Genomic DNA, 24,694 nt, shown 5'->3' on the forward strand with positions numbered 1-24,694 from the left:
TCACAGCCAGTGACTCACCGCGTACCAGCCCAATACCCCCATCACCACCGTATACGGCAAGGCCATCCATACCATCCGCCCGTACGACAGGCGAATCAGCGGTGCAATCGCCGACGTCAGCAGGAACAGGAACGCCGCCTGGCCGTTCGGTGTCGCCACGCTCGGCAGGTTGGTGCCGGTGTTGATCGCGATGGCCAGGGTCTCGAAGTGCTCGCGGCTCATCTGGCCGCTGGCGAAAGCCTGTTTCACTTCGGTGATGTAGATCGTCGCGACGAACACGTTGTCGCTGATGGCCGACAACAGGCCGTTGGCGATGAACAGCATGCCCGGCTGCTGGTCGGCGGGCAGGCTCAGCACCCAGTGGATCAGCGGCGCGAACAGTTGTTGATCGTGGATCACCGCCACCACCGCGAAAAACACCACCAGCAAGGCGGTGAACGGCATGGCGTCCTTGAACGCACTGCCCAGCCGGTGTTCGTCGGTGATCCCGGTAAAGGCGGTGATCAGCACGATCACCAGCAGGCCGATCAGGCCCACTTCGGCCACATGCAGGGCCAGCCCGGCGATCAGGATCAGTGCCGCCAGCCCCTGCACGATCAGGGCGGCGCGCTGGCGCGGGGTGCGCTCGGCATCGTCTTCGCGGGCATAGGCGGCCAGGACGGCACGGACATTGTCCGGCAGCAGGGTGCCGTAGCCGAACCAGCGCAGTTTCTCCAGCAGCACGCAGGTCACCAGGCCCGCCGCCAGGACCGGCAGCGAAACCGGCGCGACTTTCAGGAAGAACTCGCTGAAATGCCAACCCATTTCATGGCCGATCAGCAGGTTCTGCGGCTCGCCCACCAGGGTGCAGACACCGCCCAGGGCGGTACCCACCGCGCCATGCATCAGCAGGCTGCGCAGGAACGCGCGGAACTGTTCGAGGTCGGCGTGGTGCAGGCTCGGCAACCGATGGTCGCTGCTGAAGTCGCTGTCCTGGCGCGGGTCGTTGCCCGAGGCCACGCGGTGGTAGACCGAATAGAAACCGACGGCGGCGCTGATGATCACCGCGGTGACGGTCAGGGCATCGAGAAAGGCCGAGAGGAACGCCGAGAGAAAGCAGAACAGCAGCCCCAGCAGCGCCTTGGAATGCACGCGCAGCAACAGGCGGGAAAACAGGAACAGCAGCAGGTCCTTCATGAAGTAGATGCCGGCCACCATGAACATCAGCAGCAGGATCACCGGGAAGTTGTGCAGCAGTTCGTCATACACCGCTTCGGGGCTGGTCATGCGCAGCAGCAGGGCTTCGACCAGCAGCAGGCCGCCGGGCATCAGCGGGTAGCACTTGAGGGCCATGGCCAGGGTGAAGATGAACTCCAGCACCAGCAGCCAACCGGCGGCGACCGGGCCGACGCTCCACAACACCAGGGCATTGAGGATCAGGAAGGCAAGGATGCTGGCCTTGTACCAGCGAGGGGAGTGCCCGAGAAAGTTGTGGGCGAAAGCTGAAGTCAGCGATGACATCGGCGGGTCCTTGTTTGTAAGAGTGCGCGCAAGGTGACGTAAGAATTCATGAAGATCAAGGCGCGGGTCCGGCTTTTGGCATATCCGCTTCCTACAGCCTTGTGCGACCCCTTGCTATAGTTCCAGCCTTCTCATTGCCCTGCCAAGGATGCCCGTCATGTCCGAATACCAAGCCTTTCGTGTCGACCTGGCCGACAATATCGCCCACGTGCAGATCAACCGCCCGGAAAAGATCAATGCCATGAACGCGGCGTTCTGGAGCGAAATCGTCGAGATCTTCCAGTGGATCGATGACACCGATGCCGTGCGGGTAGTGGTCCTGAGCGGTGCGGGCAAGCACTTTTCCTCGGGTATCGACCTGATGCTGCTGGCCGCGGTCGGCAACGAACTGGGCAAGGATGTCGGCCGCAACGCCCGCCTGCTGCGGCGCAAGATCCTGCAGATGCAGGCTTCCTTCAATGCCGTCGACAACTGCCGCAAGCCGGTGCTGGCGGCGATCCAGGGGTATTGCCTGGGCGGTGCCATCGACCTGATCGCCGCCTGCGACATGCGTTACTGCGCCGAGGACGTGCAGTTCTCGATCAAGGAAGTGGATATCGGCATGGCCGCCGATGTCGGCACTTTGCAACGTTTGCCGCGTATCATCGGCGATGGCATGTTGCGTGAGCTGGCCTATACCGGTCGCCAGTTCGGTGCCGACGAAGCGCAGCGCATCGGCCTGGTCAATCGTGTCTACCCCGATCATGGCGCCTTGTTCGACGGTGTGATGGGGATTGCGCGGGAGATTGCCGGCAAATCGCCGATTGCCGTGAGCGGCACCAAGGAAATGCTCGGCTACATGCGTGATCACCGGATCGACGACGGTCTGGAATACGTTGCCACCTGGAACGCCGCCATGTTGCAATCGACGGACCTGCGTGTGGCCATCGCGGCCCACATGAGCAAGCAGAAACCCGAATTTCAGGACTGAGGGCCGTTTCCCAGTCCCTAAGGAACCGCAATGACTCAAGGCTGGACAACCGCAGTACTGGATATCGAACAACCCGGTGGCTGGGCCGTGGCCCGAGGTCCCGAGGGTTTCCTGCTGGATGACAACGGTGTGCTGTTTCCCCGCGAATGGCTCAAGCGCCAGGACCTGCCGGTGCTTTGCGAGCATGGCATCGGTCATCGCGACGGCGAGCCGGTGTACCTGCTGGAACTCAAGTCCACCGCCGAGGTGCCGGGCTGCCGCTGGCAGGGCCTGCGCCGGTTCATGCTCGAAGGTGATTTCACCACGTACCGCATGCTCGGTTATGCCGCGCAGATCGGTACCTGGGCCCGCGAGCACCGTTTCTGCGGCAGTTGCGGCCAGCCGGCGCGGCAGGTGCCGGGGGAGCGGGCGATGTACTGCCAGCCCTGCGACCTGCGGGCCTATCCGCGGATCTCGCCGAGCATGATCGTGCTGGTCACCCGCGGCGATGAAGTGCTGCTGGCCCGTTCGCCGCGTTTCGTCCCCGGGGTCTACAGCACCCTGGCCGGTTTCGCCGAACCCGGCGAGTCGGCGGAGGAGTGCCTGGTCCGTGAAGTGCGCGAGGAAGTGCAGGTCGAGGTCAGCAATATCCAGTATGTCGGCAGCCAGTGCTGGCCCTTCCCGCATTCGATGATGCTGGGGTTCCATGCCGAATACGCCGGAGGCGATATAGTGCCCCAGGCCGACGAGATCGAGGATGCCCAGTGGTTCAACGTGCACAACCTGCCGCCGTTGCCGGCGTCGCGTTCGATCGCCCGCTACCTGATCGACCTGTATGTGGCGCGCCGTCTAGGCCACGCTGAACCAGTGCTGCCAGGCTAGGCGCACGGTCAGTCCGAGGACCACGGTGATGAACACCGGGCGGATGAACTTCGCCCCGCCGCTGATGGCGGTGCGGGCGCCGAAGAAGGCGCCGGCCATCACCGACAGGCCCATGCTCAGGCCGATGATCCAGTCCACCTGGCCGGAAAAGACGAACACCGACAGCGCCGCGATATTGCTGACGAAGTTCATGCTGCGGGCCACGCCGCTGGCCTTCACCAGGTCGATGGGGTAGAGCAGCATGCTGCTGACGGTCCAGAAGGCGCCGGTGCCGGGCCCGGCCACGCCGTCGTAGAAGCCCAGGCTGAAGCCCTGGGGCAATTGCCACTTCTTTTTGATCGGCGCGTCGCTGTCCAGCGGCGCCTTGGGCGTGCCGCCGAACAGCAGGTACAGGCCGCAGCCGAAGACAATCACCGGGAGCATCTTGTTCAGCCATTCGGCCGGGAGGAAATGCGCGGTCACCGCGCCGATCAGCGCTCCGGCGAGGGTGCCGAAGATCGCCAGCTTCCACTGGCGCGGATGGAACAGCTTGCGCCGGTAGAAGGTGAAGCTGGCGGTGGCCGAGCCGAAGGTCGAACTGAGTTTGTTGGTGCCCAGCACCAGGTGCGGTGGCAGGCCGGCGGTGAGCAGTGCCGGGGTGGTCAACAGGCCGCCACCGCCGGCGATGGCGTCGATGAATCCGGCGATAAAGGCAACGACGGCAAGAATGGCGAGGGTGGTCAGGTCTACGCTGAGATCGAAAGGCATGGGTTCGGCTTAGGTCGGCAGGCGGCGCGGCAAGGTGGCGCGCAAAGGCGCCATCTTACCCATTCGCGAATGTCGCCGCGACCTTATCCAGGGACTCGCGTCATTGCCTATGACTTGGGCTGTGGTCCATTGCCGATCTGCCAGACGAACGGCGGCTCGGTGCCGTTGATCGCCCAGTCGCCGATGATGCGCGCCTTGTAGATCACCGGATTGTGCGACGACACCGTCCGCGCGTTGCGCCAATGACGGTCCAGCGCCTTGCCCTGGCGCACATCGGAAGCACCGAGGGCGTTGAACAGTTCACTGGTGGCCCGCTGGATCAGTTCGGATACCACTACCTGCGCCGTGGCGGACTCGATTTCCGCGTCCACGTTGGCCTGCCGTTCGACTTCGGCATCGCCGCCAAACCGGGCGAGATAGGCCCGCTGGGCCGGATGCGCGGCGCGTACCGCGCTGGCTTCGGCGGCATAGACCAGGGCGGCGACCTCGCCGACCACCTGTTGCACCTGGGCGTCCGCGCTGGCCCGCTGGGCATTGCCATGGCTGTAGATGCGCTGACGTTCGCGGACCTGTCGCGCGACATCCTCGAGGGCCGACCGGCCGATACCCGCGAGGGTCGCCAGCAGCACCAGTTGGTAGAACGCCGTCTGGTACTTGAAACGGTCGGCGAAGTCGATCACATGCCCGGCTTCCACCCGGGCCTCGACAAACCGTGAAGTGCCGCTGCCGGTGGTGCGCTGGCCGAAACCGTCCCAGTCATCGCTGTGCTCGATTCCCGGCTGGCGGGCGCGCACGGCGGCAATCACATCGCCGCCGGTATCGCTGCGGCGGGCATAGACATCGATCCAGTCGGAGAAGATGCTCCCCGTGCTGTAGAACTTCTCGCCATTGAGGCGCCACTGTTCGCCGTCCGGGGTGACCTGGGTGACGACATCGCCGATGGTCACATTGCCGATTTCGGTCCAGGCGCAGCCGACGATATCGCCGTCGACGAAGCGCTTGAACCACTGGTCGCGCGCGGGGCCGGGGGCGGCGTTCAGGCGGTCCTCGGCAAAGGCGAAGTGACCGCGCAGGGCCTGGGGCACATTGGAATCGGCCTCGGCCAGTTCGATCAGCAACTGGAACAATTGCGGCAGAGATGCACCGCCACCGCCATATTCCAGCGGTACCCGCACGGCACCGAAGCCGGCCTGCTTGAGCCACTGGATCGGCTCGTGGGGCAGGCTGCGCGACAGTTCCCGCTCCACCGCGCCGGCGGCGATGCGGGCAAAGACCGGCCGAAAACGTTCGGCGAGGGTTTCGTAGTCGACGCCAAGGGACAGCGGGTTGATCACCTGGTGTTCGGTCATGGGACAGCTCCTTGAGGGCAGGCGGCGGAAACCGCGATGGCCTGGGCTGTTGCAGGGTCCATGCCGGGGCCGCGGAACCCGCTGGCGCGGGCGATTTGCGTGATCGGGCGATGGACAACTGTTGGCCGGCGAACAGTGCTTCAGCAAATCGTCCTGCCTGGCCACAGATCGTCCGACTGGCGCCGTCCCCTGGCTGGCGATGGCGACCGCGCGGGCGATGCCGACCTCACCGGCCTCATCGCTGGCAAGCCAGCTTCCAGGGGGGATTGCGGCGAGGCTGCGATCAGCGTGGGCAAGGGCGCCTCGGGCACTGGCACGCTTGCTGCTCCATCCCCTGGACATTCCCTGGTCCGAGGTGCAACACCATGAGTCAGCAAGCCGTGAAATTCGCCTACTGGGTGCCCAATGTCAGTGGTGGGCTGGTGGTCAGCAAGATCGAACAGCGCACCAGCTGGGACATCGACTACAACCGCAAGCTGGCGCAACTGGCGGAAGAGGCCGGTTTCGAGTACGGCCTGACGCAGATCCGCTTCACCGCCGGCTACGGCGCCGAATACCAGCATGAGTCGGTTGCCTTCAGCCACGCTTTGCTGGCGGCCACCACCCGGCTGAAAGTGATTGCCGCGATCCTGCCCGGTCCCTGGCAACCGGCGCTGGCGGCCAAGCAGCTGGCGACCATCGACCAGCTCACGGGCGGGCGCATCGCGGTGAATATCGTCAGCGGCTGGTTCCGCGGCGAGTTCCACGCCATTGGCGAGCACTGGCTGGAGCACGACGAGCGTTATCGCCGCTCCGAGGAGTTCATTCGCGCGCTGAAGGGAATCTGGACCGAGGACGCGTTCACCTTCAAGGGCGACTTCTACCGGTTCAACGACTACAGCCTCAAGCCCAAGCCCCTGAGCCAGCCGCATCCGGAGATCTTCCAGGGTGGCAGTTCCCGCGCGGCGCGGGATATGGCGGCGCGGGTCTCGGACTGGTATTTCACCAATGGCAACAGCCCCGAGGGGATCAAGGCCCAGGTCGACGATATCCGCGCCAAGGCAGCCGCCAACGGCCATTCGGTGAAGGTCGGGGTCAATGCCTTTGTCATCGCCCGCGACACCGAGGAAGAAGCACGGGCGGTGCTGGCGCAAATCATCGACAAGGCCGACCCCGAGGCCGTCGCTGCATTCGGCGATGCGGCGAAACAGGCGGGCAGATCGTCACCGGAAGGCGAGGGTAACTGGGCCAGGTCGAGCTTCGAGGACCTGGTGCAATACAACGACGGCTTCAAGACCAACCTGATCGGTACGCCACGGCAGATCGCCGAGCGCATCGTGGCCCTCAAGGCCGTCGGTGTGGACCTGGTACTGGCCGGCTTCCTGCATTTCCAGGAAGAGGTGGAGTACTTCGGCAAGCGGGTGCTGCCGCTGGTGCGCGAGTTGGAAGCGAAAAAGGCCGGGCGAGCAGAGGAGGTGCTGGCCTGATAGCAATACCTTCCGTAGGAGCCGGCTTGCCGGCGATGAGGCCCGTGAGTCATGCGTTGAATTCAAGGGCGCCATCGCCGGCAAGCTGCCACGAGGGAAGTGTACGGATATTCAAGTGTTTCCCCAGCAACAGCGAAGCTGCAATCTGCTGGTGAAAGAACGCCGGCAATAGCCGGATAATCGGTATAACTCTATGAAAATAAACAAATAATAATTCAGGCACAGAAGCTGCAATGGCTCAGCCAACATCATTCGCCCGAGAGCGTTCCATGTCGTCCCTGCCTGAATCTGCCGTTTACCCGATCCATTCCCCCAACGCCCACCTGATCCGCGACGAGGCTGAAGCGGTGGCGGTCGCGCACCGTGTCGCCGCCCATCTGCTGGAACAGGATGCGGAGCGTGATCGCACCCGCCAGGTGCCTGCCGAAGTGGTCGACCTGTATTCCAACAGTGGCCTGTGGGGCATCAGCGTGCCTCGCGAGTTCGGCGGTGCGCAGGTGTCCTATGCGGTGCTGGCCGAAGTGATCGCGATCATTTCGGCGGCCGATCCGTCCCTCGGCCAGATCCCGCAGAATCATTACTGCCTGCTGGAAGACATCCGCCTGCAGGGCACGCCCGAACAGCAGGCGCACTTCTTTGCCCTGGCGCTGCAAGGTCATCGTTTTGCCAATGCGCTGTCGGAGACCGGTGGCAAGAATGTCCAGGACATCCAGGCGACGATTCGCCGGCAGGGCGACGGCTACGTGATCAACGGTCGCAAAGGCTACTGCACCGGTTCCCTGTACGCCCACTGGCTGGCGGTGCTGGCCCTGGATGAAGAGCAGAAGGGCCAGTTGGCCTTTGTCGAGCGGGGTACGCCGGGACTGGTGATTGTCGATGACTGGGACAGCATCGGCCAGCGCACCACGTCCAGCGGCACGGTGCTGGCCCAGGACCTGAAGGTGCCGGCGTTCAACCTGTTTCCCACCTATCGCTCCTACGAAAGCCCGACCCTGGCCGGACCTTTCGCCCAGTTGACCACCGCCGCCATCGACGCCGGTATCGCCCGCGCGGCTCTGCGCGACACGGTTGCGTTTGTCCGCGAGCAGGCGCGTCCGTGGATCGATGCCGGCGTGGAGAAGGCCAGCGAAGATCCGCTGACCATCATCCAGGTCGGTGGCCTGGAGATCCGTCTCGAAGCCGCCGAGGCCTTGCTCGAACGGGCCGGCAAGGCGCTGGATGCCGCGCGTCCGGCGCCCGACGAAGACAGCGTGGCGCGGGCCTCGCTGGCGGTGGCCAAGGCCAAGGTGCTGACCACCGAGATCGCCATCGAGGCGAGCAACAAGCTGTTCGAGCTGGGAGGCACGCGTTCGACCTTGAAGAAGCACAATTTCGACCGTCACTGGCGCAATGCCCGGGTGCATACCTTGCACGACCCGGTGCGCTGGAAGTACCACGTGGTCGGCAACTGGCTGCTCAACGGGATCAAGCCGCCACGTCACGACTGGTCCTGAGTCCATGGGCGACCTGCTGAAAAACATCTACTGGGGCGATATCGCCCAGGCCTGCCTCGACACCCTGAGCATGCTCGCGGCGGCCCTGGGCTTCACGGTCCTGCTGGGGTTGCCGCTGGGCGTGCTGCTGTTTCTCACCGGCAAGCGCCAGTTGCATGAAACCCCGTTGGTGTACCGCTCATTGTCGGTGCTGGTGAATATCCTGCGCTCGCTGCCTTTCATCATTCTGCTGATCGTGCTGATTCCCCTGACCACTTTGCTGGTGGGCACCTCCCTCGGCGTACCGGGGACCATCCCGCCACTGGTGGTGGGCTGCACGCCGTTTTTCGCCCGGCTGGTGGAAACCGCCTTGCGCGAAGTCGACCGCGGCGTGGTGGAGGCGACCCAGGCCATGGGGGCCAGCACCTGGCAGGTGATCCGCCACACCCTGTTGCCGGAGGCCCGTGGCGGCTTGCTGGCAGCGGTGACGGTGACCGCCATCGTGCTGGTGGACTACACCGCCATGGCCGGGGTGATTGGCGGTGGCGGACTGGGTGACCTGGCGATCCGCTACGGCTACCAGCGCTTCCAGACCGATGTGATGGTGGTCACGGTGATCCTGCTGCTGGTGCTGGTGCAGGGCCTGCAAATGACCGGTGACCGCCTGGTGGCTCGCTACAGCCGACGTTGACCCACTGATTTCGACACACAACAACCTGGCCCAACGTCCACCACACGCCGGCCCTTTCTGCCTCTCTGGAGCCTTGCATGAAAAAGACCCTGGCCGTACTGGCCGCCCTGATGTCCCTGGCGGTTCACGCCAATGAAAAACTGATTGTCGGTGCCACCCCGGTGCCCCACGCGGAGATCCTCGAGTTCGTCAAACCGGAGTTGGCCAAGGAAGGCGTCGACCTGGAGATCAAGGTGTTCAACGACTTCATCCAGCCCAACCAGCAACTGGCCCTGAAGAACCTCGACGCCAACTATTACCAGTACCGACCGTTCCTCGATGATTACAACAAGACCCGCCACACCAACCTGGTGCCGGTGGTCGGCGTGCATATCGAGCCGTTCGGCGCCTACTCGACCAAGATCAAGAGCCTGTCCGAACTGAAGGACGGTGCCTCGGTGTCGATTCCCAACGACCCGGTGAACACCGGGCGGGCCCTGGTGTTGCTGCACGAAGCGGGCTTGATCAAGCTCAAGGACCCGAGCAATACCCAGGCCACCCCGCACGATATCGTCGAGAATCCCAAGCACCTGAAGATCCGTGAACTGGAAGGGGCGATGCTGGCGCGCTCGGTCAGCCAGGTGGACCTGGCGTTCGTGTTTGCCAACTACGCGCTAGAGGCCGGGATCGACACCAATAGCGCGCTGATCGTCGAGAAAGGCAAGGACCTGTACGTCGAGTTCCTGGTGGCGCGGCCGGACAATATCAATGACCCGGGCATTCAGAAATTGGCCAAGGCGTTGAACTCCGACGCCGTGCGCCAGTTTATCCTGACCCGCTACAAGGGGCAGATCGCACCGGGTTTCTGAGTCTCGACAATGACCGTTCCCACGTGGAGCGTGGGAACGGTCAGGTGCGCGGTGAGTCCGGCTCCAGCAACTGCGGCCCCGCGCCCTGTTCTCCCAGCACATCGCCCTGGTTGCGCAACGGACAGCTTTCCATGGACAGGCAACCACAGCCGATGCAGCCGTTGAGCTTATCCCGCAGCCGGGTCAACCGGGCGATCCGTTCGTCCAGCTCGTCCTTCCATTGCTCCGACAGGTTCTTCCAGTCCGCCGCGGTCGGTGCCCGGCCTTCGGGCAGCGCCTGCAGGGCCAGGTGAATCTCCGCCAGGGGAATGCCCAGGCGCTGGGCGACCTTGATCAGTGACACCCGGCGCAATACCTCGCGCGGATAACGGCGCTGGTTGCCGGCATTGCGATTGCTCTTGATCAGGCCCCTGGATTCATAGAAGTGCAGGGCGCTCACCGACACGCCGCTGCGCGCCGCCAGTTGGCCGACCGTGAGCGCCTTGTCGGTGGGCAGGGGTTTTTGCAGTGCCATGGGAGAAAACTCTTGACCTTGACTTAACTTGAGGTTTTACCCTGCATGACCTCGGATCACAAGATCCCGCATGACTTCCCGGGGAGATTCTTCATGGCGTCGACAGAGAAAAACCGCAGCTTCACCCAACTGATCCAGTTCGAGATCGAGCCTCATCAGCAGGAGGCCCTGGTCAGCGCCCTGGCCCGGCAGACCGAGCGCCTGGCCCAGGACTTCAGTGGCTTCATCAGTGGCAATGTGCAGGCCAGCGACGACGGCCGGCGCGTGCTGAATGTCCTGCAATGGCAATCGCAACAGGCCGGCGAGGCGGCGTTCGCCCGTTTTGAAAGCGGCGAAGAGGATTTCTGGGCGCTGCTTCGCTCCCACCAGGCCAAGGCGGTGAGCTTCGGCTCGTTCCAGATGCTGCGCAGCATCGAGCGCAGCCATGACAATGCCCTGCAGTGCGCCCTGGTGCTCTGATGCCCGCTAGATCGACAGTTGCAGCATCCGGTCACCCTGGACGTTTTCGCCGGGGCGGCGCTTGTTCACCGCCAGTTCGCCGATCTTGATCAGGCGGGTACGGGTCACGTTGCGGCTCAGGCCCAGCAGGTTGGCGGTGTGCACCTGGTTGTAGTGACTGAACCGGTAGGCGGCGCGCAGCAGGGCATCCTCGACCTTTTCGTGGAGGGCCCCGGCCTGTTCCTCGAAGAGTTTCTGGAATGCGCGGTTGAGCAGGGCCTCGGCGGAATCGTCGGATGCCGTGCCATTGTCGTCCTGGCGTTCGATGCGCATGTTCGACAGGCGCAGGTCGTCGCGTTCGATCACGCCGTTGTGGCAGATCAGCAGGGTGTGGTGGATGACGTTTTCCAGTTCGCGGATATTGCCCGGCCAACTGTAACTCTTGAGTTTCTGCTCGGCCGCCGGACTGATGCGGACATCGCCGTAGCCCAGGCGCTGGCAATAGGCATCGATAAAGTGCCGGGTCAGCGGCAGGATATCGCCGGGTCGTTCGCGCAACGGGCTCAACTCGAGGTTGACCACGTCGAGGCGGTAGTACAGATCCTCACGGAAGTGCCCGGCGTTGATCGCCTTTTCCAGCTGGACATTGGTCGCCGCCAGGACCCGCACATTGATCGGAATGCTTTTGCGCGAGCCCAGGCGCACCACTTCACGCTCCTGCAGGACCCGCAGCAGCTTGACCTGGATCGGCATCGGCAGGTCGCCGATCTCGTCGAGGAACAGCGTGCCGCCATCGGCTTCCTCGAACCAGCCGGCCTTGGCGCTGAGGGCTCCGGTAAACGCGCCTTTCTCATGGCCGAACAGTTCGGCTTCCACCAGGGATTCGGAGAAGGCCCCGCAGTTGACCGCGACAAACGGTCGGTTGCGCCGCGCGCTGAGGTTGTGGATATGCCGGGCCACCAGTTCCTTGCCGGTGCCGGTTTCGCCGATGATCAGCACGCTGGCTTCGCTGGGCGCGACTTGTTGCAGGTGGGCGAGCAGGGCCTGGGACTTGGGGTCCTCGAAGACCTGGGCGGTGGCGCGGATCGAGGTTGCCAGGGCCGGCGAGGGCGGTAACGTTAGCAGCTGCATAGGCTTCTCTAGGAATAGAAGGTGGGAATCGGCAGCGTCTGGTTCAGGGCCCAGTCGCCTAGTTCTTGGAGCTTGTAGTCCAGCGGGTCATGCAGGGTCTGGGTGCGCAGGTTGCGCCAGTGGCGGTCCAGGCGCAGCGACGCATGGGTCGAGCGCGCGCCGGTGACTTCGAACAGCTTGCTGCACAGTTCCAGGCCGTTGCGGCTGGCGGCGACCTTGGCGGTGGCGATGGCGGTTGCCAGGTGTCCGCGTTCCTCGGCGCTGAGGTTCTGGCCCTTGGCCCAGGCCCGGTCAAGTCCTTCGGCGGCGCGCTCGACCAGCAGGCGCACGCCTTCCAGGGCGACCCAGAAGTCCCCGTAGTGACTGAGGATGTACGGGTCCCGGCGGATGTCGTCGGTGCCGGACTTGAACCACGGGCGGGTCTCGGCAAGGGTGTATTGCCGGGCTTCCTCGAAGGCGCCTTCGGCGATGCCGAGGAACATGTGGGTGAAGGTCAGTTGCGCGATCAGCGGGCGCAGGCAGGCGAAGGGCGTGCTCAGCGGACCGGGATCGAGCAGCAGTTCCGACTCTTCGACCCGCACTCGTTCGAAGCTGGCGCTGCCGCTGTCGGTCTGGCGCTGGCCCATGTTGTGCCAGTCATTGTGCAGGGTGATGCCGGAGCGGCCGCTGGGAATCGCGGCGATCAGCAACTTGCCGCCGGCGCTTTCATCGACCGCCGAGGCGATCAGCATCTCCGAGTCGCTGGCGCCGGAGCAGAAGCTTTTCTTGCCGGAAAATTCGCGCCAGCCGCCGAGCTTGCGCACCACGGTACGGGTGTCCAGCGGATTGAGGGCATTGCCCCAGAACCAGTTCTTGCGGGCGGTCTGTTCGAACCACGGCTGCCATTGTTCCGGGCGCGAGAACAGGCGCACGGTGGCGAGCATCAGGTGATGGAAGCCGAAGACATGGGCGATGGAACTGTCGACCTTGGCGAATTCGCGGACCACGTTCAGGGTCTCGCTCCAGCTGGCGCCGAGGCCACCGTACTGGGTGGGAATACTCAAGGCCAGCAGGCCGCTGTGGCGCAGGGCGTCACGCTGGGCTTTCGGCGTGCCGCCACGCTCGTCGCGCTCGACGGCGGTTTCGGCAAACTCGGCGGCCAGCAGGCGGGCGGTTTGCAAGGGGTTGAGCAGGGCGTTATGGGGTTGGGCCGTCACGCGGTGTCCCTCGAATAGATGACGTTGATCGTTCCCACGCTCCGCGTGGGAATGCATCCCATGACGCTCCGCGTCACCGCCAGAGCGGACGCGGAGCGTGGGAGCGATCGGCTGTGTGTTTCTCAGGCCCCGGTCTTGGCCGGCAGCACGTCGTTGGCGATCATTTCGCCGAACGGCCCGGTCAGGTTGGTGATGCCGCGACCGGCCAGGCTGGCGTAAGGCTCGGGCAACAGCGGGAAGACCAGTTCGGCGAAGCGATAGGCTTCCTCCAGGTGCGGGTAGCCGGAGAAGATGAAGCTTTCGATCCCCAGGTCCGCGTATTCCTTGATGCGCTCGGCCACCTGCTGCGGATTGCCGACCAGTGCCGTACCGGCGCCGCCGCGGACCAGGCCGACACCGGCCCAGAGGTTCGGTGCGATTTCCAGGTTGTCGCGGCGTCCGTCATGCAGGGCGGCCATGCGCCGCTGTCCTTCGGAGTCGAAGCGCGAGAAGGATTTCTGCGCGGCGGCAATGGTCTCGTCGCTGATGTGTTCGATCAGTTTGTCGGCGGCTTTCCAGGCGTCTTCCGCGGTTTCCCGGACGATCACGTGCAGGCGGATGCCGAAACGCACGGTACGGCCCTTGCGCGCGGCGCGCTCACGCACGTCCGCCAGCTTAGCGGCCACGGCGGCCGGTGGTTCGCCCCAGGTCAGGTAGACGTCGACCTGGTCGGCGGCGAGGTCATGGGCGGCATCCGACGAACCACCGAAATACAGTGGCGGATAAGGCTTCTGCACCGGTGGATAGAGGGCCTTGGCGTTCTGCACGCGCAGGTGCTTGCCTTCGAAGTCGACGGCTTCGCCCTGCAACACCCGGCGCCAGATCCTGAGGAATTCGTCGGTGACTTCGTAGCGTTCGCTGTGGTCGAGGAAACTGCCGTCGCCACGGTTTTCGTCGGGGTCGCCGCCGGTCACCACGTTGATCAGCAGGCGCCCGTTGGACAGCCGGTCGAGGGTGGCGGCCATGCGTGCCGAGACGGTCGGCGAGATGATCCCGGGACGGATCGCCACCAGGTAGCGCAGGCGTTCGGTCAGGGGGACCAGGGCCGAGGCGATGACCCAGGAGTCTTCGCAGGAGCGGCCGGTGGGAATCAGTACACCGTGGTAGCCGAGGCTGTCGGCGGCCTGGGCCACCTGTTTCAGATAGTTGAGCGTGACCGGGCGGGCACCCTGGGTGGTGCCCAGGTAGTGACCGTCACCGTGGGTCGGGAGAAACCAGAAGACATCCATGACAAGTCCTTAGGCGATTTTCAGCAGATGCTTGGGATGAACGCCGAACAAGGGCGCGGCGCGTTCTGCGGCAAGGCGGATGCGGGCCTTCAGGGGCTCGCTGGTTATTTGATAATTGGTGAAATCGGTTTCGCTGGCGTAGACGCCGATGGGCAGGGTCAGCGCCTGGAAGAAGCTGAACAGCGGACGCAACTGGTGGTCGAGGATCAGCGCGTGACGCTCGCTGCCACCGGTGGCGGCCAGCAGGACCGGGGTGTCGATCAGGGCATTGAGGTCCACCAGGTCGAACAGGTGCTTGAGCAGGCCCGGGTAGGAGCCGCGATATACCGGCGAGCCGACGATCAGCAGGTCGGCGTTCTCGATGGCCTGCAGCTCGGCCTCGACCTCGGCGCTCAATTCGGCCCGGGACAGCGCGGCGCCCAGGGGGCGGGCGATATCGCCCAGTTCGATCACCCGGCTTTCGATGGGCAACTGCTGCGCCAGTTCGGCCAGCAGTGCCTGGGTCAGTACCAGGGTGCGAGAGGGGCGGTAGGTTCCGCCGGAAAGGGCAACGACTTTCAGTGCACGAGACATGATCAGTTCCTTTTCAAACAGTTGCTCAGCGAGCAGGGTCGGTGACAGGGCTTGAGCAAGAGCTGTACCAATCGTCCGGGCCCCGTATCTGCGGGCCCGCGGCATGCTGGACAAGGGGCCGTGTGCTGGCTGACGAGCTGTTTTGTTGATCGACTGTTGGCTGGCGAACAGTTGCCCGGGCAACAGCGGACAAGGTGTGCAGGCAGTTGTAAGGGTTTTCTGATATTCCGTAAACGAACGTATTTCCATATTTATAGTTCTTTAAGGAATATAAGGCGTCGGTGCCGGGTACGGTAGAAGCAATCGATAGCGACTATCGAGAAGGGTGATTTCTGCTCCGCAGGAGCGGCGGGTAGCCTGTATCCATTGCCTCGCACCAGGTTTTCGGGAGTCTCGCCATGAAACATTCACCTGCGGTTCTACTGCTTCTGCTGCTTTCGGTCCTGGCCGGTTGTGCCAGCCATCCCTCTCCCGAGCTGCGTCCCTACAGCGCTGAAGAGAGCAAGGAGCTGGCACTGGAGGCGCTGAATCGCCGCGGCTTGTCCTTCGACGAGTATCAGCAGAAGAAAGCCGAATTGCTCGGGCAGCCGCGCAAGGTCTACGGCTTCGATGACCAGGGTGAAATCAGCGCCGACCGTGGCAGTAACAGACGCAGCCATCAGAGCTGAAAGCCCCGACACCTCGTGTTCCCCCTCCCGCCGCTGGAGCAGGTCGTCTGTTCCGGCACGATTGACGCTCGCAACACCCTCCCGGGGCCTGTAAGCTGGATTTCAGGAGCGTTCCTACGCACTTTTACTGAAAGCCATCTTTCTTTAATTCTCTCCCATCGGGTATAGCTGTCCGTTCAGCCCTCGGTTGGCTACCCGCGAGAGTTCGTTCCGCGGGACACGCTTTATGAGTCTTTTGCCATGAATCAACTTCCTTTGTATTTCGACTACGCCGCCACCACGCCGGTGGATGAGCGGGTCATTCAGGTGATGGTCGAGTGTCTGGGATTTTCCGGCAACTTCGGCAATCCCGCGTCCAGCTCCCATGCCTTCGGCCAGCGGGCCCGGCAGACGGTCGAGCAGGCCCGGCAGCAAGTGGCGACCCTGGTGGGCGCGAGCCCCGAGCAGATCGTCTGGACTTCCGGTGCCACCGAATCGAACAACCTGGCCCTCAAGGGCGTGGCCCAGGCCCGTGGTGTCAGCGGCGGCCATGTGATCACCAGCCAGATCGAACACAAGGCGGTCCTCGACACGGCCCGGCAACTTCAGGAAGCCGGGGTCGCGGTCACCTACCTGGTACCGGATGCCGACGGCCTGATCACCGCGCAGCGGGTCAGCGAGGCCCTGCGCGAGGACACCTTCCTGGTGTCGTTGATGCTGGTGAACAACGAGCTGGGTACGCTCAACGATATCCAGGCCATTGGCCAGCGTGTTCGCGAACACGGTGCGCTGTTCCATGTGGACGCCGCCCAGGGAGCCGGCAAGGTCGCCATCGACCTGGCGCAATTGCCGGTGGACCTGATGTCGTTCTCGGCCCACAAGTTGTACGGGCCCAAGGGCATCGGTGCCCTGTATGTCGGACCGCGTGCCCGGGAACACCTGCACGCGCAGATCCACGGCGGCGGTCATGAAGGCGGCCTGCGCTCCGGGACCCTGGCGACCCATCAGATTGCCGGCATGGGCAGTGCCTTTGCCTTGGCGACCGAATCCTTCGACGAAGAGGCGACGGTGATCCGGGCACTGCGTCAGCGTCTGCTGGAACAACTGGCGGATATCCCGGGGCTGCGCCTGAACGGCAGTCCGAGCGAACGCATCCCGCACACCTTGAGCCTGACTTTCGCCGAGGGCGAGTTCAATGGTGCGCTGCTCAGCCAGTCGCTGGCCTACTCGGCGACCTCGGCGTGCAATTCGGCGAGCAATGCACCGTCCCATGTGCTGCTGGCGCTGGGACATGACGGCCGTTCCGCCGGTCGTACCATCCGCCTGAGCCTGGGCCGCTTCACCCGCGAGCAGGATATCGACCGCGCCGCGGCGGCGATCAAGGCCAGTGTCAGTGCGCCGGCACCGTTCTGGGCGGTTGCCCCGTCGTGATGGCTGATCCATCATCGACACCGCAAAACAATTAAATACGTGATTAGCAGGAGACATGATGAGCACGCAGACCTTGAGTCAGGGAACCGTACCCCAGCGCCTGGCGCGTACCCGCGAGCTGATGAGCCGCGAGGGCGTCCACGCCTTGCTGGTGCCGTCAGCCGACCCGCACCTGTCGGAATACCTGCCCGCCTACTGGCAGGGGCGGCAGTGGCTCTCGGGGTTCCAGGGTTCGGTCGGCACCCTGATCGTCACGGCGGAGTTTGCCGGCGTCTGGGCTGACAGCCGCTATTGGGAGCAGGCGACCAAGGAACTGAGTGGCAGCGGCATCGAACTGGTCAAGCTGCAACCGGGACAACCCGGGCCGCTGGACTGGCTGGCCGAGCAAACCCCGGAAGGCGGTGTGGTGACGGTCGATGGCGCAGTGATGGCGCTGGCCTCGGCGCGCACCCTGGGGGACAAGCTGCAAGCCCGTGGCGCGCGCCTGCGTACCGATATCGATCTGTTGCAGCAGGTTTGGGAAGACCGTCCGGTATTGCCGAACCAGCCGATCTACCAGCACCTGCCGCCCCAGGCGACCGTCAGTCGTGGCGAGAAGCTGGTCCAGTTGCGCGAAGAATTGACCAATCGCGGCGCCGACTGGCATTTCATCGCGACCCTGGACGATATCGCCTGGCTGTTCAACCTGCGTGGCGCCGATGTGTCGTTCAACCCGGTGTTCGTTTCCTTTGCCCTGGTCAGCCAGGACCAGGCCACCCTGTTTGTCGCCCTCGACAAGGTCAGCGCCGAGCTGGTGCAGATCCTCAGGCAGGATGGCGTGACCCTGCGTGACTACAGCGAGATCGCCGCGGCCCTGGCCAGCGTGCCGGCCGGTTCGAGTCTGCTGGTGGATCCCGCCCGTGTCACCCGCGGCCTGCTGGATAACCTGGGGGCCGACGTCAAGCTGGTGGAAGGCCTCAACCCGACCACCCTGGCCAAGTCGCGCAAGAGCCTGGACGATGCGGCACATATCCGCCAGGCCATGGAGCAGGACGGCGCAGCCCTCTGCGAGTTCTTCGCCTGGCTGGAAACGGCGCTGGGACGCGAGCGGGTCACCGAGCTGACCATCGACGAGAAACTCACGGCTGCCCGGGCCCGGCGTCCTGGCTACGTGTCCCTGAGCTTCAACACCATTGCCGCGTTCAATGCCAATGGCGCCATGCCGCATTACCACGCCACCGAAGAAGAGCACGCGGTGATCGAAGGCGACGGCCTGTTGTTGATCGACTCTGGCGGCCAGTACCTGGGCGGCACCACCGATATTACGCGGATGGTTCCGGTGGGCACGCCGACCGCCGAACAGAAGCGTGACTGCACGCGGGTGCTCAAGGGCGTGATTGCCCTGTCCCGGGCGCAATTCCCCCGCGGTATCCTGTCGCCGCTGCTCGACGCCATCGCCCGTGCGCCGATCTGGGCGGAAAGCGTGGACTACGGCCATGGCACCGGTCACGGCGTGGGTTACTTCCTCAATGTCCACGAAGGTCCGCAAGTGATCGCCTACCAGGCGGTCGCGGCTCCGCAGACGGCGATGCAGCCAGGCATGATCACCTCGATCGAGCCGGGCACCTACCGTCCGGGCCGTTGGGGCGTGCGGATCGAGAACCTGGCGATGAACCGCGAAGCCGGCAAGAGCGAGTTCGGCGAATTCCTGCGCTTCGAAACCCTGACCCTGTGCCCCATCGACACACGCTGCCTGGAGCCGTCATTGCTGACCGGGGAAGAGCGCGAGTGGTTCAACGGCTACCATGCCGAGGTGCGTGAGCGCTTGAGCCCGCTGTTGAGCGGGGCTGCGCTGGACTGGCTGAACACCCGTACCGCCGCGATCTGACTGCCAGCGCGATCTTGTAGGCGCTGGCTTGCCAGCGATGGCGGTCGCAAAGTCGATGCATGACTGGTTGGCCTCATCGCCGGCAAGCCGGCTCCCACAAGGGAGTGCGGTGTTTTCAGGTTTTCCCCAGGACCTCGCTCATATAGTCGACAAACGCCTTCACCCTGGCGGATTGCCGGCGATTGGCCGGAAACACCGCATGGATCGGTAGCGATTGCGCCTGGTAGTCGCGCAGGATCGTCGTGACCCGCCCGGCTTTCAGGTCTTCGGCAAACAGCCACACCGGCGACAGCGCAATGCCGAGCCCGCCCAGGACCATTTCCCGAATCGCTTCCGAGTTGTTGCTCTGGGCATTGCCCTTGATGCGCACGCTGTGGCGCTGCCCGTCTTTTTCGTAGTGCCAGAGGTTCTGGCTGTTCAGCAGGTTGAACAGCAGGCAGTTGTGCCCGGTGAGGTCTTGCGGCGTGTGCGGTTCGCCCCGGCTTGCCAGGTATCCGGCGCTGGCGACGGTGATCCGCCGGGTATCGCCGAGGCGGCGGGCGATGAGGCCGCTGTCGTTCAGTTCGCCGATGCGCAGGCTGACATCCAGGCCCTCGTTGACCAGGTCCTGGTTCTGGTCGCTGAGCTGCAGATCGATTTCCAGCTGCGGATAGCGCGCCAGGAAATCGGGCAGCCGGCTGGCGATCTGCAAACGGCCGAAACTCACCGAGGAACCGATGCGCAGGTTGCCCGCCACCTGTTCCCGACCTGACTGGAAGCTGTGTTCGGCGCTGTCCACCGCCGCGAGGATCTGCCGGCACTGCGTGTAGTAGCGCTGGCCTTCGTCGGTCAGCGACAACTGGCGGGTGCTGCGGGCGATCAGCTTGCCACCCAGTTCGGCCTCCAGGGCCTTGAGGATCTTGCTGATGGTCGGCTGGCTGGTTTGCAGTTCCCGGGCGACGGCGGAAAAGCTGCCGCGCTCGACCACCCGGACAAAGATGGCCATGGCATTGAGTTTATCCATGATGGCTTCCGATTCATGCCAAATGGGCATGGTCACTATAACAATACTGCGTCTTATCGGCATGAGTGAGGTGGCGCAAGATCGACTCACTTTCACTGATCGGGGTTGCCGACATGTCTCACTCGCTTGAAATGAATGCCTTGCTGGTCGATGCCGCCCATGCCCCGCTGCGTCTGGTTGCCCTCGACCGTCCCGTACCGGGAGCGGGTCAGGTACTGGTCCGTATCAAGGCCGCGGGGATCAATCCGCTGGACGCGAAGATCCGTGCCGGGCAGGCCGGTCATGCCCGTCAGCCGCTGCCTGCGGTGCTGGGCATGGATCTGGCCGGGGTTATCGAAGCGTTGGGCGAGGGGGGCAGCGGCTGGTCGGTGGGTGACGAAGTCTATGGGCTGGCGACCGGCATCGGCGGGACCCAGGGTTCGCTGGCCGAGTTCGCGGCGGTCGATGCCCGCCTGCTGGCCCGCAAGCCGGGCAACTTGAGCATGCGCGAGGCGGCGGCGTTGCCGCTGGTGCTGATCACCGCCTGGGAAGGTCTGGTCGATCGGGCCAGGGTGGGCGCCGGTCACGCGGTATTGATCCATGGCGGGGCGGGTGGCGTCGGACATGTCGCGGTGCAGATCGCCAAGGCGTTTGGCGCCCGGGTCTTCGCCACCGGCTCGGCCAGGCATCAGGCGGTGATCGAGGGATTTGGCGCGACCTTTATCGATTACCGGCACCATGCCGTGGAGGACTATGTGCAGCAGCACACTGCTGGCGAGGGGTTCGATATCGTCTATGACACGGTCGGTGGCGAAACCCTGGACGAGTCGTTCAAGGCGGCGCGGACCTATCACGGACATGTCCTGAGTTGTCTGGGTTGGGGGCAACACAGCCTGGCGCCGTTGTCGTTCCGGGGTGCCACCTACTCCGGGGTATTTACCCTGCTGCCGTTGCTGACCGGCCAGGGGCGCGGTCATCACGGGCATATCCTGGCCGAGGCTGCGCGGCTGATCGAGGCCGGTCAACTGAAGCCCCTGCTCGATCCCCGGCGGTTCACCCTGCAAACCGCCGTGGAGGCCTATACCGTGCTGGGCAATGGCACGGCACAAGGTCGCCTGGTGGTCGAGATCTAGGCGGTGCGGATTTCAGAGCAATGCTTCGCGCACGAAGTCGAGGCGGTCCTGGCCGAAGAACAGCCGGTCGCCGACGAACAGACTGGGGGCGCCGAAGACACCGCGTCGCAGGGCTTCTTCGGTCTTGGTCTTGAGGGCGGCCTTGACCTCCTCGTCGGCGCTCAGGGCGAGTATCCGCTGTGGGTCGAACGCGTTCTCCACCAGTAGCTGGGCGACGATGGCCGGATCGTTGAGGTTGCGTCCCTCGACCCAGAGGGCGCGATAGAGGATGTCGACGAAATCGACAAAACGTTCCGGCTGGCGCAGTTGCACACCGGTGGTCGCGCGCATCAGCAGCAGGGTGTTGATCGGAAAGTGCGGGTTGAAACGAAAGGGTACGTCGTATCGACGGGCGTAACGGGTCAGGTCTTCGATCATGTAGCGTCCCTTGGCCGGTATTTCGGCGGGGGACGCGTTGCCCGTGGCCTTGAACACGCCACCCAGCAGCATCGGCTGGTAGATCAGTTCGGCGCCGGCCTGTGCACACAGGTGCGGCAACTGGGTATAGGCCAGGTAAGAGGCCGGGCTGCCCAGGTCGAAATAGAACTCGACGGTTTTTTTCATGGATGAAGCATCCTTGTTGTTGTCGTGTGGCTCGAGCTTACCAGCGTTCATTCCAGGGGCGCAGGTCGAGTTCGAAGGTCCAGGCGTCGCGGGGCTGGCTGTGCAGGTACCAGTAGTTCTCGGCGATATGGGCCGGATCGAGGATGCCGTCCTGATCCTTGAGGGCATATTTCTCCGGGAAGCTGGTGCGGATAAAGTCGGTGTCGATGGCACCATCGACCACCACATGGGCGACATGGATATTCAGCGGTCCCAGTTCGCGGGCCATGCTCTGGGCCAGGGCCCGGATGCCGTGCTTGGCGCCGGCAAACGCGGCGAACCCGGCGGCGCCCCGCAGGCCGGCGGTGGCCCCGGTGAACAGGATGGTGCCGCGTTGCCGGGTGACCATGCGCTTGGCGACTTCCCGGGCATTGAGGAACCCGGAGAAGCAGGCCATCTCCCAGATCTTGAAGTACTTGCGGGCGGTCTCTTCCAGGATGCTGCAGGGCACGTTGGCGCCGATATTGAAAACGAAGGCTTCGATCGGGCCGATCTGGCTTTCGATCTGCTCGATCAGCGCAATCACATCGTCTTCCTTGCGCGCATCGCAGGCAAAGCCATGGGCTTCACCACCAGACTGCTGGATGGCATCGACCAGTGGTTGCAGCTTGTCGGCACTACGCCGGGTGACGCAGGCAATAAAACCTTGCGCGGCGAAACGTTTGGCGATGGCACCGCCAGTGGCATCGCCGGCACCGACGACCAATACGACTTTCTTGTTGTTGAGAAGGGTAGTCATGAGGGATCGCTCTTTAGTAAACGGTCGTTAACTAAACGAACGTTATGCTACGATCCGGAAGGCGTCAAGGCACTGAACAGGAACAGCACCATGCGTTATTCGCTCGACCACAAGCAGCAAACCCGCGAGCGTCTGCTCGACAGCAGCGCGTCGTCCGCCAAGAAGTCGGGATTTGCAACCATCGGGGTGGACGCTCTGATGAAAGCCATCGGCCTCAGCGGCGGGGCGTTCTATGGCCACTTCTCGTCCAAGGACGAACTGTTCAGTTCAATTGTCGAGCGCGAACTGAGCCTGAGCCTGGCCCGACTGGGAGGGGAGGGAGAGCCTGATCCGGCACGCCTCAAGCGTTGCCTGAAGCTCTATCTGAGCATGGCCCATGTCGAGCAGGCGGAAACCGGTTGTGCCTTGCCGGCGCTGGGGGCAGAAATAGCGCGGGGGGATCTGGCGGTGCGTCAGCAGGCCGAGGACTGGATGTGTCGGCTGCAGCAGCGTTGGGCACAGGTGCTGGGCAGTGAAAGCCAGGCCTGGTCGATCCTGTCCCAGTGTGTGGGGGCGTTGGTGGTGGCGCGGATGCTGCTGACGCCGGATATTCAGCGCCAGGTGTTGAAGTCCAGTCATGACGAAATCAGTCGTCAGATCGCAGGGTCGTTCGGGGAGTGACCGGCGGCGCCTAGCGCTTGCACATGATGATCATGCTGCGACTGGTGTAGCCCGCGGGGTTCAGGCCGAAAGGGTAGTCGCCGGGGTCTTCGACGGCATCACCGGACTTGGCGATGATCTTGTAGCCGTTTTCGCCACAGGATTCGGCGGCCTTGGTGTAGCACTTTTCCCAGGAAGACGTCAGTCCCGAGCAGTTGATGTGTACGCCTCGCTTGCCATATTTTATTGGCTTGGAAGTGGCGCTGCAGCCAGCGACGGCGAGTACTGCCAAGACGATCAAAAAGCGCTTCATTCCTGTCCTTAATCTCCAGCCCCCGGATCAACTCGTCCGGGTTTGGCTTTTTTCGTGCCCGCTTGCGTCTTCCATGAGTGCCCCGTCCAAAATTATTAAGGCTGGCATTGAGTTAGCTGTAAACATGTCTTATTTGCCGGAGAAATACCAGAGCAACGTCACAGGTTGTATCAATCAGCTGCCATGGCGGGCTTGGGTTCGCTGCGCATGGTCAGGGTGGCACCGACGGAAGCGCAGATAATGCAGGCGATCGCCAGCCATTGCGCCAGGGACAGGTATTCGCTTAGGAACACCAGTCCCGAGAGGGCGCCGAAGGCCGGCTCGATGCTCATCAGGGTGCCGAAGGTGCGTGCGGGGATCCGCGTCATTGCGACCATCTCGAGGCTGTAGGGCAGGGCGGTGGAGAGGACGGCGACGCCGAGGGCGACCGGGATCAGCGCCGGTGTCAGCAATGCCGCGCCGGCGTGGGCGATACCGAACGGGGCAACGAAGAGGGCGGCGATCATCACGCCCAGGGCTGCGGTCTGGATGCCGTTGTCCGCACCGGCCTTCTGGCCGAACAGGATGTACAGCGCCCAGCAGACACCCGCGCCCAGCGCATAGAGTGTGCCCACCAGGTCAATGCTGGCGCTGGTGCTTCCCGTGGGAATCAATAACAGCAGGCCGCCGATCGCCAGACCGATCCATAGATAGTCGATGGCCCGGCGCGAGGCGAGGATCGCGACGGCCAGTGGCCCGGTGAACTCCAGGGCGACCGCGATGCCCAGGGGGACGCTGCGCAGGGACATATAGAAGAGCAGGTTCATGCCGCCCAGGGCGATGCCATAGATGATGACGGTGCGCAGGGATCTGGCGGTGAACGTCGCCCGCCATGGGCGCAGTATCAGCAGCATGATGATGCCGGCGAAGATCAGGCGCAGGGTGGTGGTGCCCTGGGCGCCGACAACGGGGAACATGCTCTTGGCCAGGGAGGCTCCGGACTGAATGGAAGCCATTGCGATAAGCAGCAGGCCGACGGGAAAGAGTGTCGCGGCCAGGCTGCGGGACTGCTGGGTCATGGGGTGGTGTCATCCGGAGCGGGTAATAGAAGTGGGATAGCCGGTCTATGATGCTTAACAATGGTCAATTGAGCAATATATTGCTCAAGCTCGGTGGTTTCTCTTCTATTGAGGGGCTTTCGATAGAAAGCTTGAATCAATGCTTGACGGCAGATTCCATGGGCCTATAATTCGCCCCACTTCCGGCGCAGTCGAAACGGAAAACTCCTTGAGATTCAA

25 protein-coding genes are annotated in these 24,694 nt (G+C 63.8%); 12 read left to right on the top strand and 13 right to left on the bottom strand.

Going from position 1 to position 24,694, the window contains the following annotated elements:
• The gene (nhaB, locus tag ACL9RJ_RS32775) at positions 1-1,500 is read right to left on the bottom strand and encodes a sodium/proton antiporter NhaB (RefSeq protein WP_422766006.1); all 1,500 of its coding nucleotides are present in this window, start codon (positions 1,498-1,500) and stop codon (positions 1-3) included.
• A gap of 157 nt (positions 1,501-1,657) precedes the next feature.
• Here nhaB and ACL9RJ_RS32780 point away from each other — a divergent pair, with 157 nt between their 5' ends.
• Both ACL9RJ_RS32780 and nudC read left to right on the top strand, forming a co-directional pair.
• Complete coding sequence (locus ACL9RJ_RS32780; protein WP_017124943.1) at positions 1,658-2,470, top strand: crotonase/enoyl-CoA hydratase family protein; 813 nt, start codon at positions 1,658-1,660, stop codon at positions 2,468-2,470.
• Positions 2,471-2,500: 30 nt separating this feature from the next.
• A complete protein-coding gene (nudC, locus tag ACL9RJ_RS32785; RefSeq protein WP_017124942.1) occupies positions 2,501-3,331 on the top strand; it encodes an NAD(+) diphosphatase in 831 nt (276 codons plus the stop codon).
• On the opposite strand, the gene ACL9RJ_RS32790 is transcribed toward nudC, so the two are convergent.
• Entirely contained in the window at positions 3,299-4,078 is a 780-nt protein-coding gene (locus ACL9RJ_RS32790) for a TSUP family transporter (protein ID WP_017124941.1), read from the bottom strand. The two genes, nudC and ACL9RJ_RS32790, sit on opposite strands and share 33 nt — an antisense overlap.
• A gap of 107 nt (positions 4,079-4,185) precedes the next feature.
• Positions 4,186-5,427 (bottom strand): acyl-CoA dehydrogenase family protein, encoded by a 1,242-nt coding sequence (locus ACL9RJ_RS32795; protein WP_422766007.1) that lies wholly within the window; start codon positions 5,425-5,427, stop codon positions 4,186-4,188.
• 365 nt (positions 5,428-5,792) lie between these two features.
• On the opposite strand from ACL9RJ_RS32795, the gene sfnG reads away from it, so the two are divergent.
• The 4 genes from sfnG (at position 5,793) to ACL9RJ_RS32815 (ending at position 9,904) form a co-directional block, all read left to right on the top strand.
• On the top strand, positions 5,793-6,893 hold the full coding sequence (gene sfnG / locus ACL9RJ_RS32800; protein WP_422766008.1) for a dimethylsulfone monooxygenase SfnG: 1,101 nt from the start codon (positions 5,793-5,795) through the stop codon (positions 6,891-6,893).
• A gap of 269 nt (positions 6,894-7,162) precedes the next feature.
• Positions 7,163-8,386, top strand: a complete 1,224-nt coding sequence (locus ACL9RJ_RS32805; protein ID WP_177084797.1) for an SfnB family sulfur acquisition oxidoreductase — start codon at positions 7,163-7,165, stop codon at positions 8,384-8,386.
• A 4-nt stretch (positions 8,387-8,390) separates the two neighbouring features.
• On the top strand, positions 8,391-9,056 hold the full coding sequence (locus tag ACL9RJ_RS32810; protein ID WP_017124937.1) for a methionine ABC transporter permease: 666 nt from the start codon (positions 8,391-8,393) through the stop codon (positions 9,054-9,056).
• Between the two features lie 77 nt (positions 9,057-9,133).
• Positions 9,134-9,904, top strand: a complete 771-nt coding sequence (locus ACL9RJ_RS32815; protein ID WP_017124936.1) for a MetQ/NlpA family ABC transporter substrate-binding protein — start codon at positions 9,134-9,136, stop codon at positions 9,902-9,904.
• A gap of 40 nt (positions 9,905-9,944) precedes the next feature.
• On the opposite strand, the gene soxR is transcribed toward ACL9RJ_RS32815, so the two are convergent.
• Positions 9,945-10,418 carry a redox-sensitive transcriptional activator SoxR gene (soxR, locus tag ACL9RJ_RS32820; RefSeq protein ID WP_017124935.1) on the bottom strand — a complete coding sequence of 158 codons (474 nt, stop codon included), beginning with the start codon at positions 10,416-10,418 and terminating at the stop codon, positions 9,945-9,947.
• A gap of 93 nt (positions 10,419-10,511) precedes the next feature.
• On the opposite strand from soxR, the gene ACL9RJ_RS32825 reads away from it, so the two are divergent.
• The gene (locus ACL9RJ_RS32825) at positions 10,512-10,877 is read left to right on the top strand and encodes an antibiotic biosynthesis monooxygenase (protein WP_042934847.1); all 366 of its coding nucleotides are present in this window, start codon (positions 10,512-10,514) and stop codon (positions 10,875-10,877) included.
• Between the two features lie 6 nt (positions 10,878-10,883).
• On the opposite strand, the gene ACL9RJ_RS32830 is transcribed toward ACL9RJ_RS32825, so the two are convergent.
• From ACL9RJ_RS32830 to msuE, 4 genes are all read right to left on the bottom strand, one after another.
• The gene (locus ACL9RJ_RS32830) at positions 10,884-11,987 is read right to left on the bottom strand and encodes a sigma-54 interaction domain-containing protein (protein ID WP_103032509.1); all 1,104 of its coding nucleotides are present in this window, start codon (positions 11,985-11,987) and stop codon (positions 10,884-10,886) included.
• 8 nt (positions 11,988-11,995) lie between these two features.
• Positions 11,996-13,183: an acyl-CoA dehydrogenase family protein gene (locus ACL9RJ_RS32835; protein WP_017124931.1), complete on the bottom strand. Its 1,188-nt coding sequence runs from the start codon at positions 13,181-13,183 to the stop codon at positions 11,996-11,998.
• A gap of 122 nt (positions 13,184-13,305) precedes the next feature.
• Positions 13,306-14,451, bottom strand: coding sequence for an FMNH2-dependent alkanesulfonate monooxygenase (gene ssuD, locus ACL9RJ_RS32840; RefSeq protein WP_103032510.1), 1,146 nt, complete (start codon positions 14,449-14,451; stop codon positions 13,306-13,308).
• 9 nt (positions 14,452-14,460) lie between these two features.
• The gene (gene msuE, locus ACL9RJ_RS32845) at positions 14,461-15,024 is read right to left on the bottom strand and encodes an FMN reductase (protein ID WP_017124929.1); all 564 of its coding nucleotides are present in this window, start codon (positions 15,022-15,024) and stop codon (positions 14,461-14,463) included.
• 398 nt (positions 15,025-15,422) lie between these two features.
• Between msuE and ACL9RJ_RS32850 the strand changes: the two genes are divergently transcribed.
• From ACL9RJ_RS32850 to ACL9RJ_RS32860, 3 genes are all read left to right on the top strand, one after another.
• Complete coding sequence (locus ACL9RJ_RS32850) at positions 15,423-15,692, top strand: hypothetical protein (RefSeq protein ID WP_103032511.1); 270 nt, start codon at positions 15,423-15,425, stop codon at positions 15,690-15,692.
• Positions 15,693-15,932: 240 nt separating this feature from the next.
• Positions 15,933-17,102 carry a cysteine desulfurase family protein gene (locus tag ACL9RJ_RS32855; protein WP_042934842.1) on the top strand — a complete coding sequence of 390 codons (1,170 nt, stop codon included), beginning with the start codon at positions 15,933-15,935 and terminating at the stop codon, positions 17,100-17,102.
• Positions 17,103-17,160: 58 nt separating this feature from the next.
• The gene (locus tag ACL9RJ_RS32860) at positions 17,161-18,969 is read left to right on the top strand and encodes a M24 family metallopeptidase (protein ID WP_422766009.1); all 1,809 of its coding nucleotides are present in this window, start codon (positions 17,161-17,163) and stop codon (positions 18,967-18,969) included.
• 115 nt (positions 18,970-19,084) lie between these two features.
• Here ACL9RJ_RS32860 and ACL9RJ_RS32865 read toward each other — a convergent pair whose 3' ends face one another.
• Positions 19,085-19,972 (bottom strand): LysR family transcriptional regulator, encoded by an 888-nt coding sequence (locus tag ACL9RJ_RS32865; protein WP_017124925.1) that lies wholly within the window; start codon positions 19,970-19,972, stop codon positions 19,085-19,087.
• 113 nt (positions 19,973-20,085) lie between these two features.
• On the opposite strand from ACL9RJ_RS32865, the gene ACL9RJ_RS32870 reads away from it, so the two are divergent.
• Entirely contained in the window at positions 20,086-21,084 is a 999-nt protein-coding gene (locus ACL9RJ_RS32870; protein ID WP_422766010.1) for a zinc-dependent alcohol dehydrogenase family protein, read from the top strand.
• A gap of 12 nt (positions 21,085-21,096) precedes the next feature.
• On the opposite strand, the gene ACL9RJ_RS32875 is transcribed toward ACL9RJ_RS32870, so the two are convergent.
• A complete protein-coding gene (locus ACL9RJ_RS32875; RefSeq protein ID WP_177084785.1) occupies positions 21,097-21,687 on the bottom strand; it encodes a 2-hydroxychromene-2-carboxylate isomerase in 591 nt (196 codons plus the stop codon).
• Between the two features lie 37 nt (positions 21,688-21,724).
• Positions 21,725-22,465 carry an SDR family oxidoreductase gene (locus tag ACL9RJ_RS32880; RefSeq protein ID WP_017124923.1) on the bottom strand — a complete coding sequence of 247 codons (741 nt, stop codon included), beginning with the start codon at positions 22,463-22,465 and terminating at the stop codon, positions 21,725-21,727.
• A 90-nt stretch (positions 22,466-22,555) separates the two neighbouring features.
• Between ACL9RJ_RS32880 and ACL9RJ_RS32885 the strand changes: the two genes are divergently transcribed.
• Positions 22,556-23,125 (top strand): TetR/AcrR family transcriptional regulator, encoded by a 570-nt coding sequence (locus tag ACL9RJ_RS32885; protein ID WP_422766011.1) that lies wholly within the window; start codon positions 22,556-22,558, stop codon positions 23,123-23,125.
• A 10-nt stretch (positions 23,126-23,135) separates the two neighbouring features.
• Here ACL9RJ_RS32885 and ACL9RJ_RS32890 read toward each other — a convergent pair whose 3' ends face one another.
• Positions 23,136-23,417, bottom strand: coding sequence for a hypothetical protein (locus tag ACL9RJ_RS32890; RefSeq protein ID WP_017124921.1), 282 nt, complete (start codon positions 23,415-23,417; stop codon positions 23,136-23,138).
• 170 nt (positions 23,418-23,587) lie between these two features.
• Positions 23,588-24,475, bottom strand: a complete 888-nt coding sequence (rhtA, locus tag ACL9RJ_RS32895) for a threonine/homoserine exporter RhtA (protein WP_177084780.1) — start codon at positions 24,473-24,475, stop codon at positions 23,588-23,590.
• Positions 24,476-24,694 lie beyond the last annotated feature (219 nt).

The sequence above is a fragment of the Pseudomonas sp. Mn2068 genome, from assembly GCF_049319725.1.
Lineage (GTDB): Bacteria > Pseudomonadota > Gammaproteobacteria > Pseudomonadales > Pseudomonadaceae > Aquipseudomonas > Aquipseudomonas gingeri.

Excerpts from the sequence above, each read along its gene's own strand:
- rhtA (WP_177084780.1), bottom strand. The coding sequence starts at position 24,475 with ATGACCCAGCAGTCCCGCAGCCTGGCCGCGACACTCTTTCCCGTCGGC.
- ACL9RJ_RS32790 (WP_017124941.1), bottom strand. The coding sequence starts at position 4,078 with ATGCCTTTCGATCTCAGCGTAGACCTGACCACCCTCGCCATTCTTGCC.
- sfnG (WP_422766008.1), top strand. The coding sequence starts at position 5,793 with ATGAGTCAGCAAGCCGTGAAATTCGCCTACTGGGTGCCCAATGTCAGT.
- msuE (WP_017124929.1), bottom strand. The coding sequence starts at position 15,024 with ATGTCTCGTGCACTGAAAGTCGTTGCCCTTTCCGGCGGAACCTACCGC.
- ACL9RJ_RS32870 (WP_422766010.1), top strand. The coding sequence starts at position 20,086 with ATGTCTCACTCGCTTGAAATGAATGCCTTGCTGGTCGATGCCGCCCAT.
- ACL9RJ_RS32875 (WP_177084785.1), bottom strand. The coding sequence starts at position 21,687 with ATGAAAAAAACCGTCGAGTTCTATTTCGACCTGGGCAGCCCGGCCTCT.
- ACL9RJ_RS32890 (WP_017124921.1), bottom strand. The coding sequence starts at position 23,417 with ATGAAGCGCTTTTTGATCGTCTTGGCAGTACTCGCCGTCGCTGGCTGC.
- nhaB (WP_422766006.1), bottom strand. The coding sequence starts at position 1,500 with ATGTCATCGCTGACTTCAGCTTTCGCCCACAACTTTCTCGGGCACTCC.
- ACL9RJ_RS32805 (WP_177084797.1), top strand. The coding sequence starts at position 7,163 with ATGTCGTCCCTGCCTGAATCTGCCGTTTACCCGATCCATTCCCCCAAC.
- ACL9RJ_RS32780 (WP_017124943.1), top strand. The coding sequence starts at position 1,658 with ATGTCCGAATACCAAGCCTTTCGTGTCGACCTGGCCGACAATATCGCC.
- soxR (WP_017124935.1), bottom strand. The coding sequence starts at position 10,418 with ATGGCACTGCAAAAACCCCTGCCCACCGACAAGGCGCTCACGGTCGGC.
- ACL9RJ_RS32810 (WP_017124937.1), top strand. The coding sequence starts at position 8,391 with ATGGGCGACCTGCTGAAAAACATCTACTGGGGCGATATCGCCCAGGCC.
- ACL9RJ_RS32880 (WP_017124923.1), bottom strand. The coding sequence starts at position 22,465 with ATGACTACCCTTCTCAACAACAAGAAAGTCGTATTGGTCGTCGGTGCC.
- ACL9RJ_RS32825 (WP_042934847.1), top strand. The coding sequence starts at position 10,512 with ATGGCGTCGACAGAGAAAAACCGCAGCTTCACCCAACTGATCCAGTTC.
- ACL9RJ_RS32885 (WP_422766011.1), top strand. The coding sequence starts at position 22,556 with ATGCGTTATTCGCTCGACCACAAGCAGCAAACCCGCGAGCGTCTGCTC.
- ACL9RJ_RS32855 (WP_042934842.1), top strand. The coding sequence starts at position 15,933 with ATGAATCAACTTCCTTTGTATTTCGACTACGCCGCCACCACGCCGGTG.
- ACL9RJ_RS32830 (WP_103032509.1), bottom strand. The coding sequence starts at position 11,987 with ATGCAGCTGCTAACGTTACCGCCCTCGCCGGCCCTGGCAACCTCGATC.
- nudC (WP_017124942.1), top strand. The coding sequence starts at position 2,501 with ATGACTCAAGGCTGGACAACCGCAGTACTGGATATCGAACAACCCGGT.
- ACL9RJ_RS32795 (WP_422766007.1), bottom strand. The coding sequence starts at position 5,427 with ATGACCGAACACCAGGTGATCAACCCGCTGTCCCTTGGCGTCGACTAC.
- ssuD (WP_103032510.1), bottom strand. The coding sequence starts at position 14,451 with ATGGATGTCTTCTGGTTTCTCCCGACCCACGGTGACGGTCACTACCTG.
- ACL9RJ_RS32860 (WP_422766009.1), top strand. The coding sequence starts at position 17,161 with ATGAGCACGCAGACCTTGAGTCAGGGAACCGTACCCCAGCGCCTGGCG.
- ACL9RJ_RS32850 (WP_103032511.1), top strand. The coding sequence starts at position 15,423 with ATGAAACATTCACCTGCGGTTCTACTGCTTCTGCTGCTTTCGGTCCTG.
- ACL9RJ_RS32865 (WP_017124925.1), bottom strand. The coding sequence starts at position 19,972 with ATGGATAAACTCAATGCCATGGCCATCTTTGTCCGGGTGGTCGAGCGC.
- ACL9RJ_RS32815 (WP_017124936.1), top strand. The coding sequence starts at position 9,134 with ATGAAAAAGACCCTGGCCGTACTGGCCGCCCTGATGTCCCTGGCGGTT.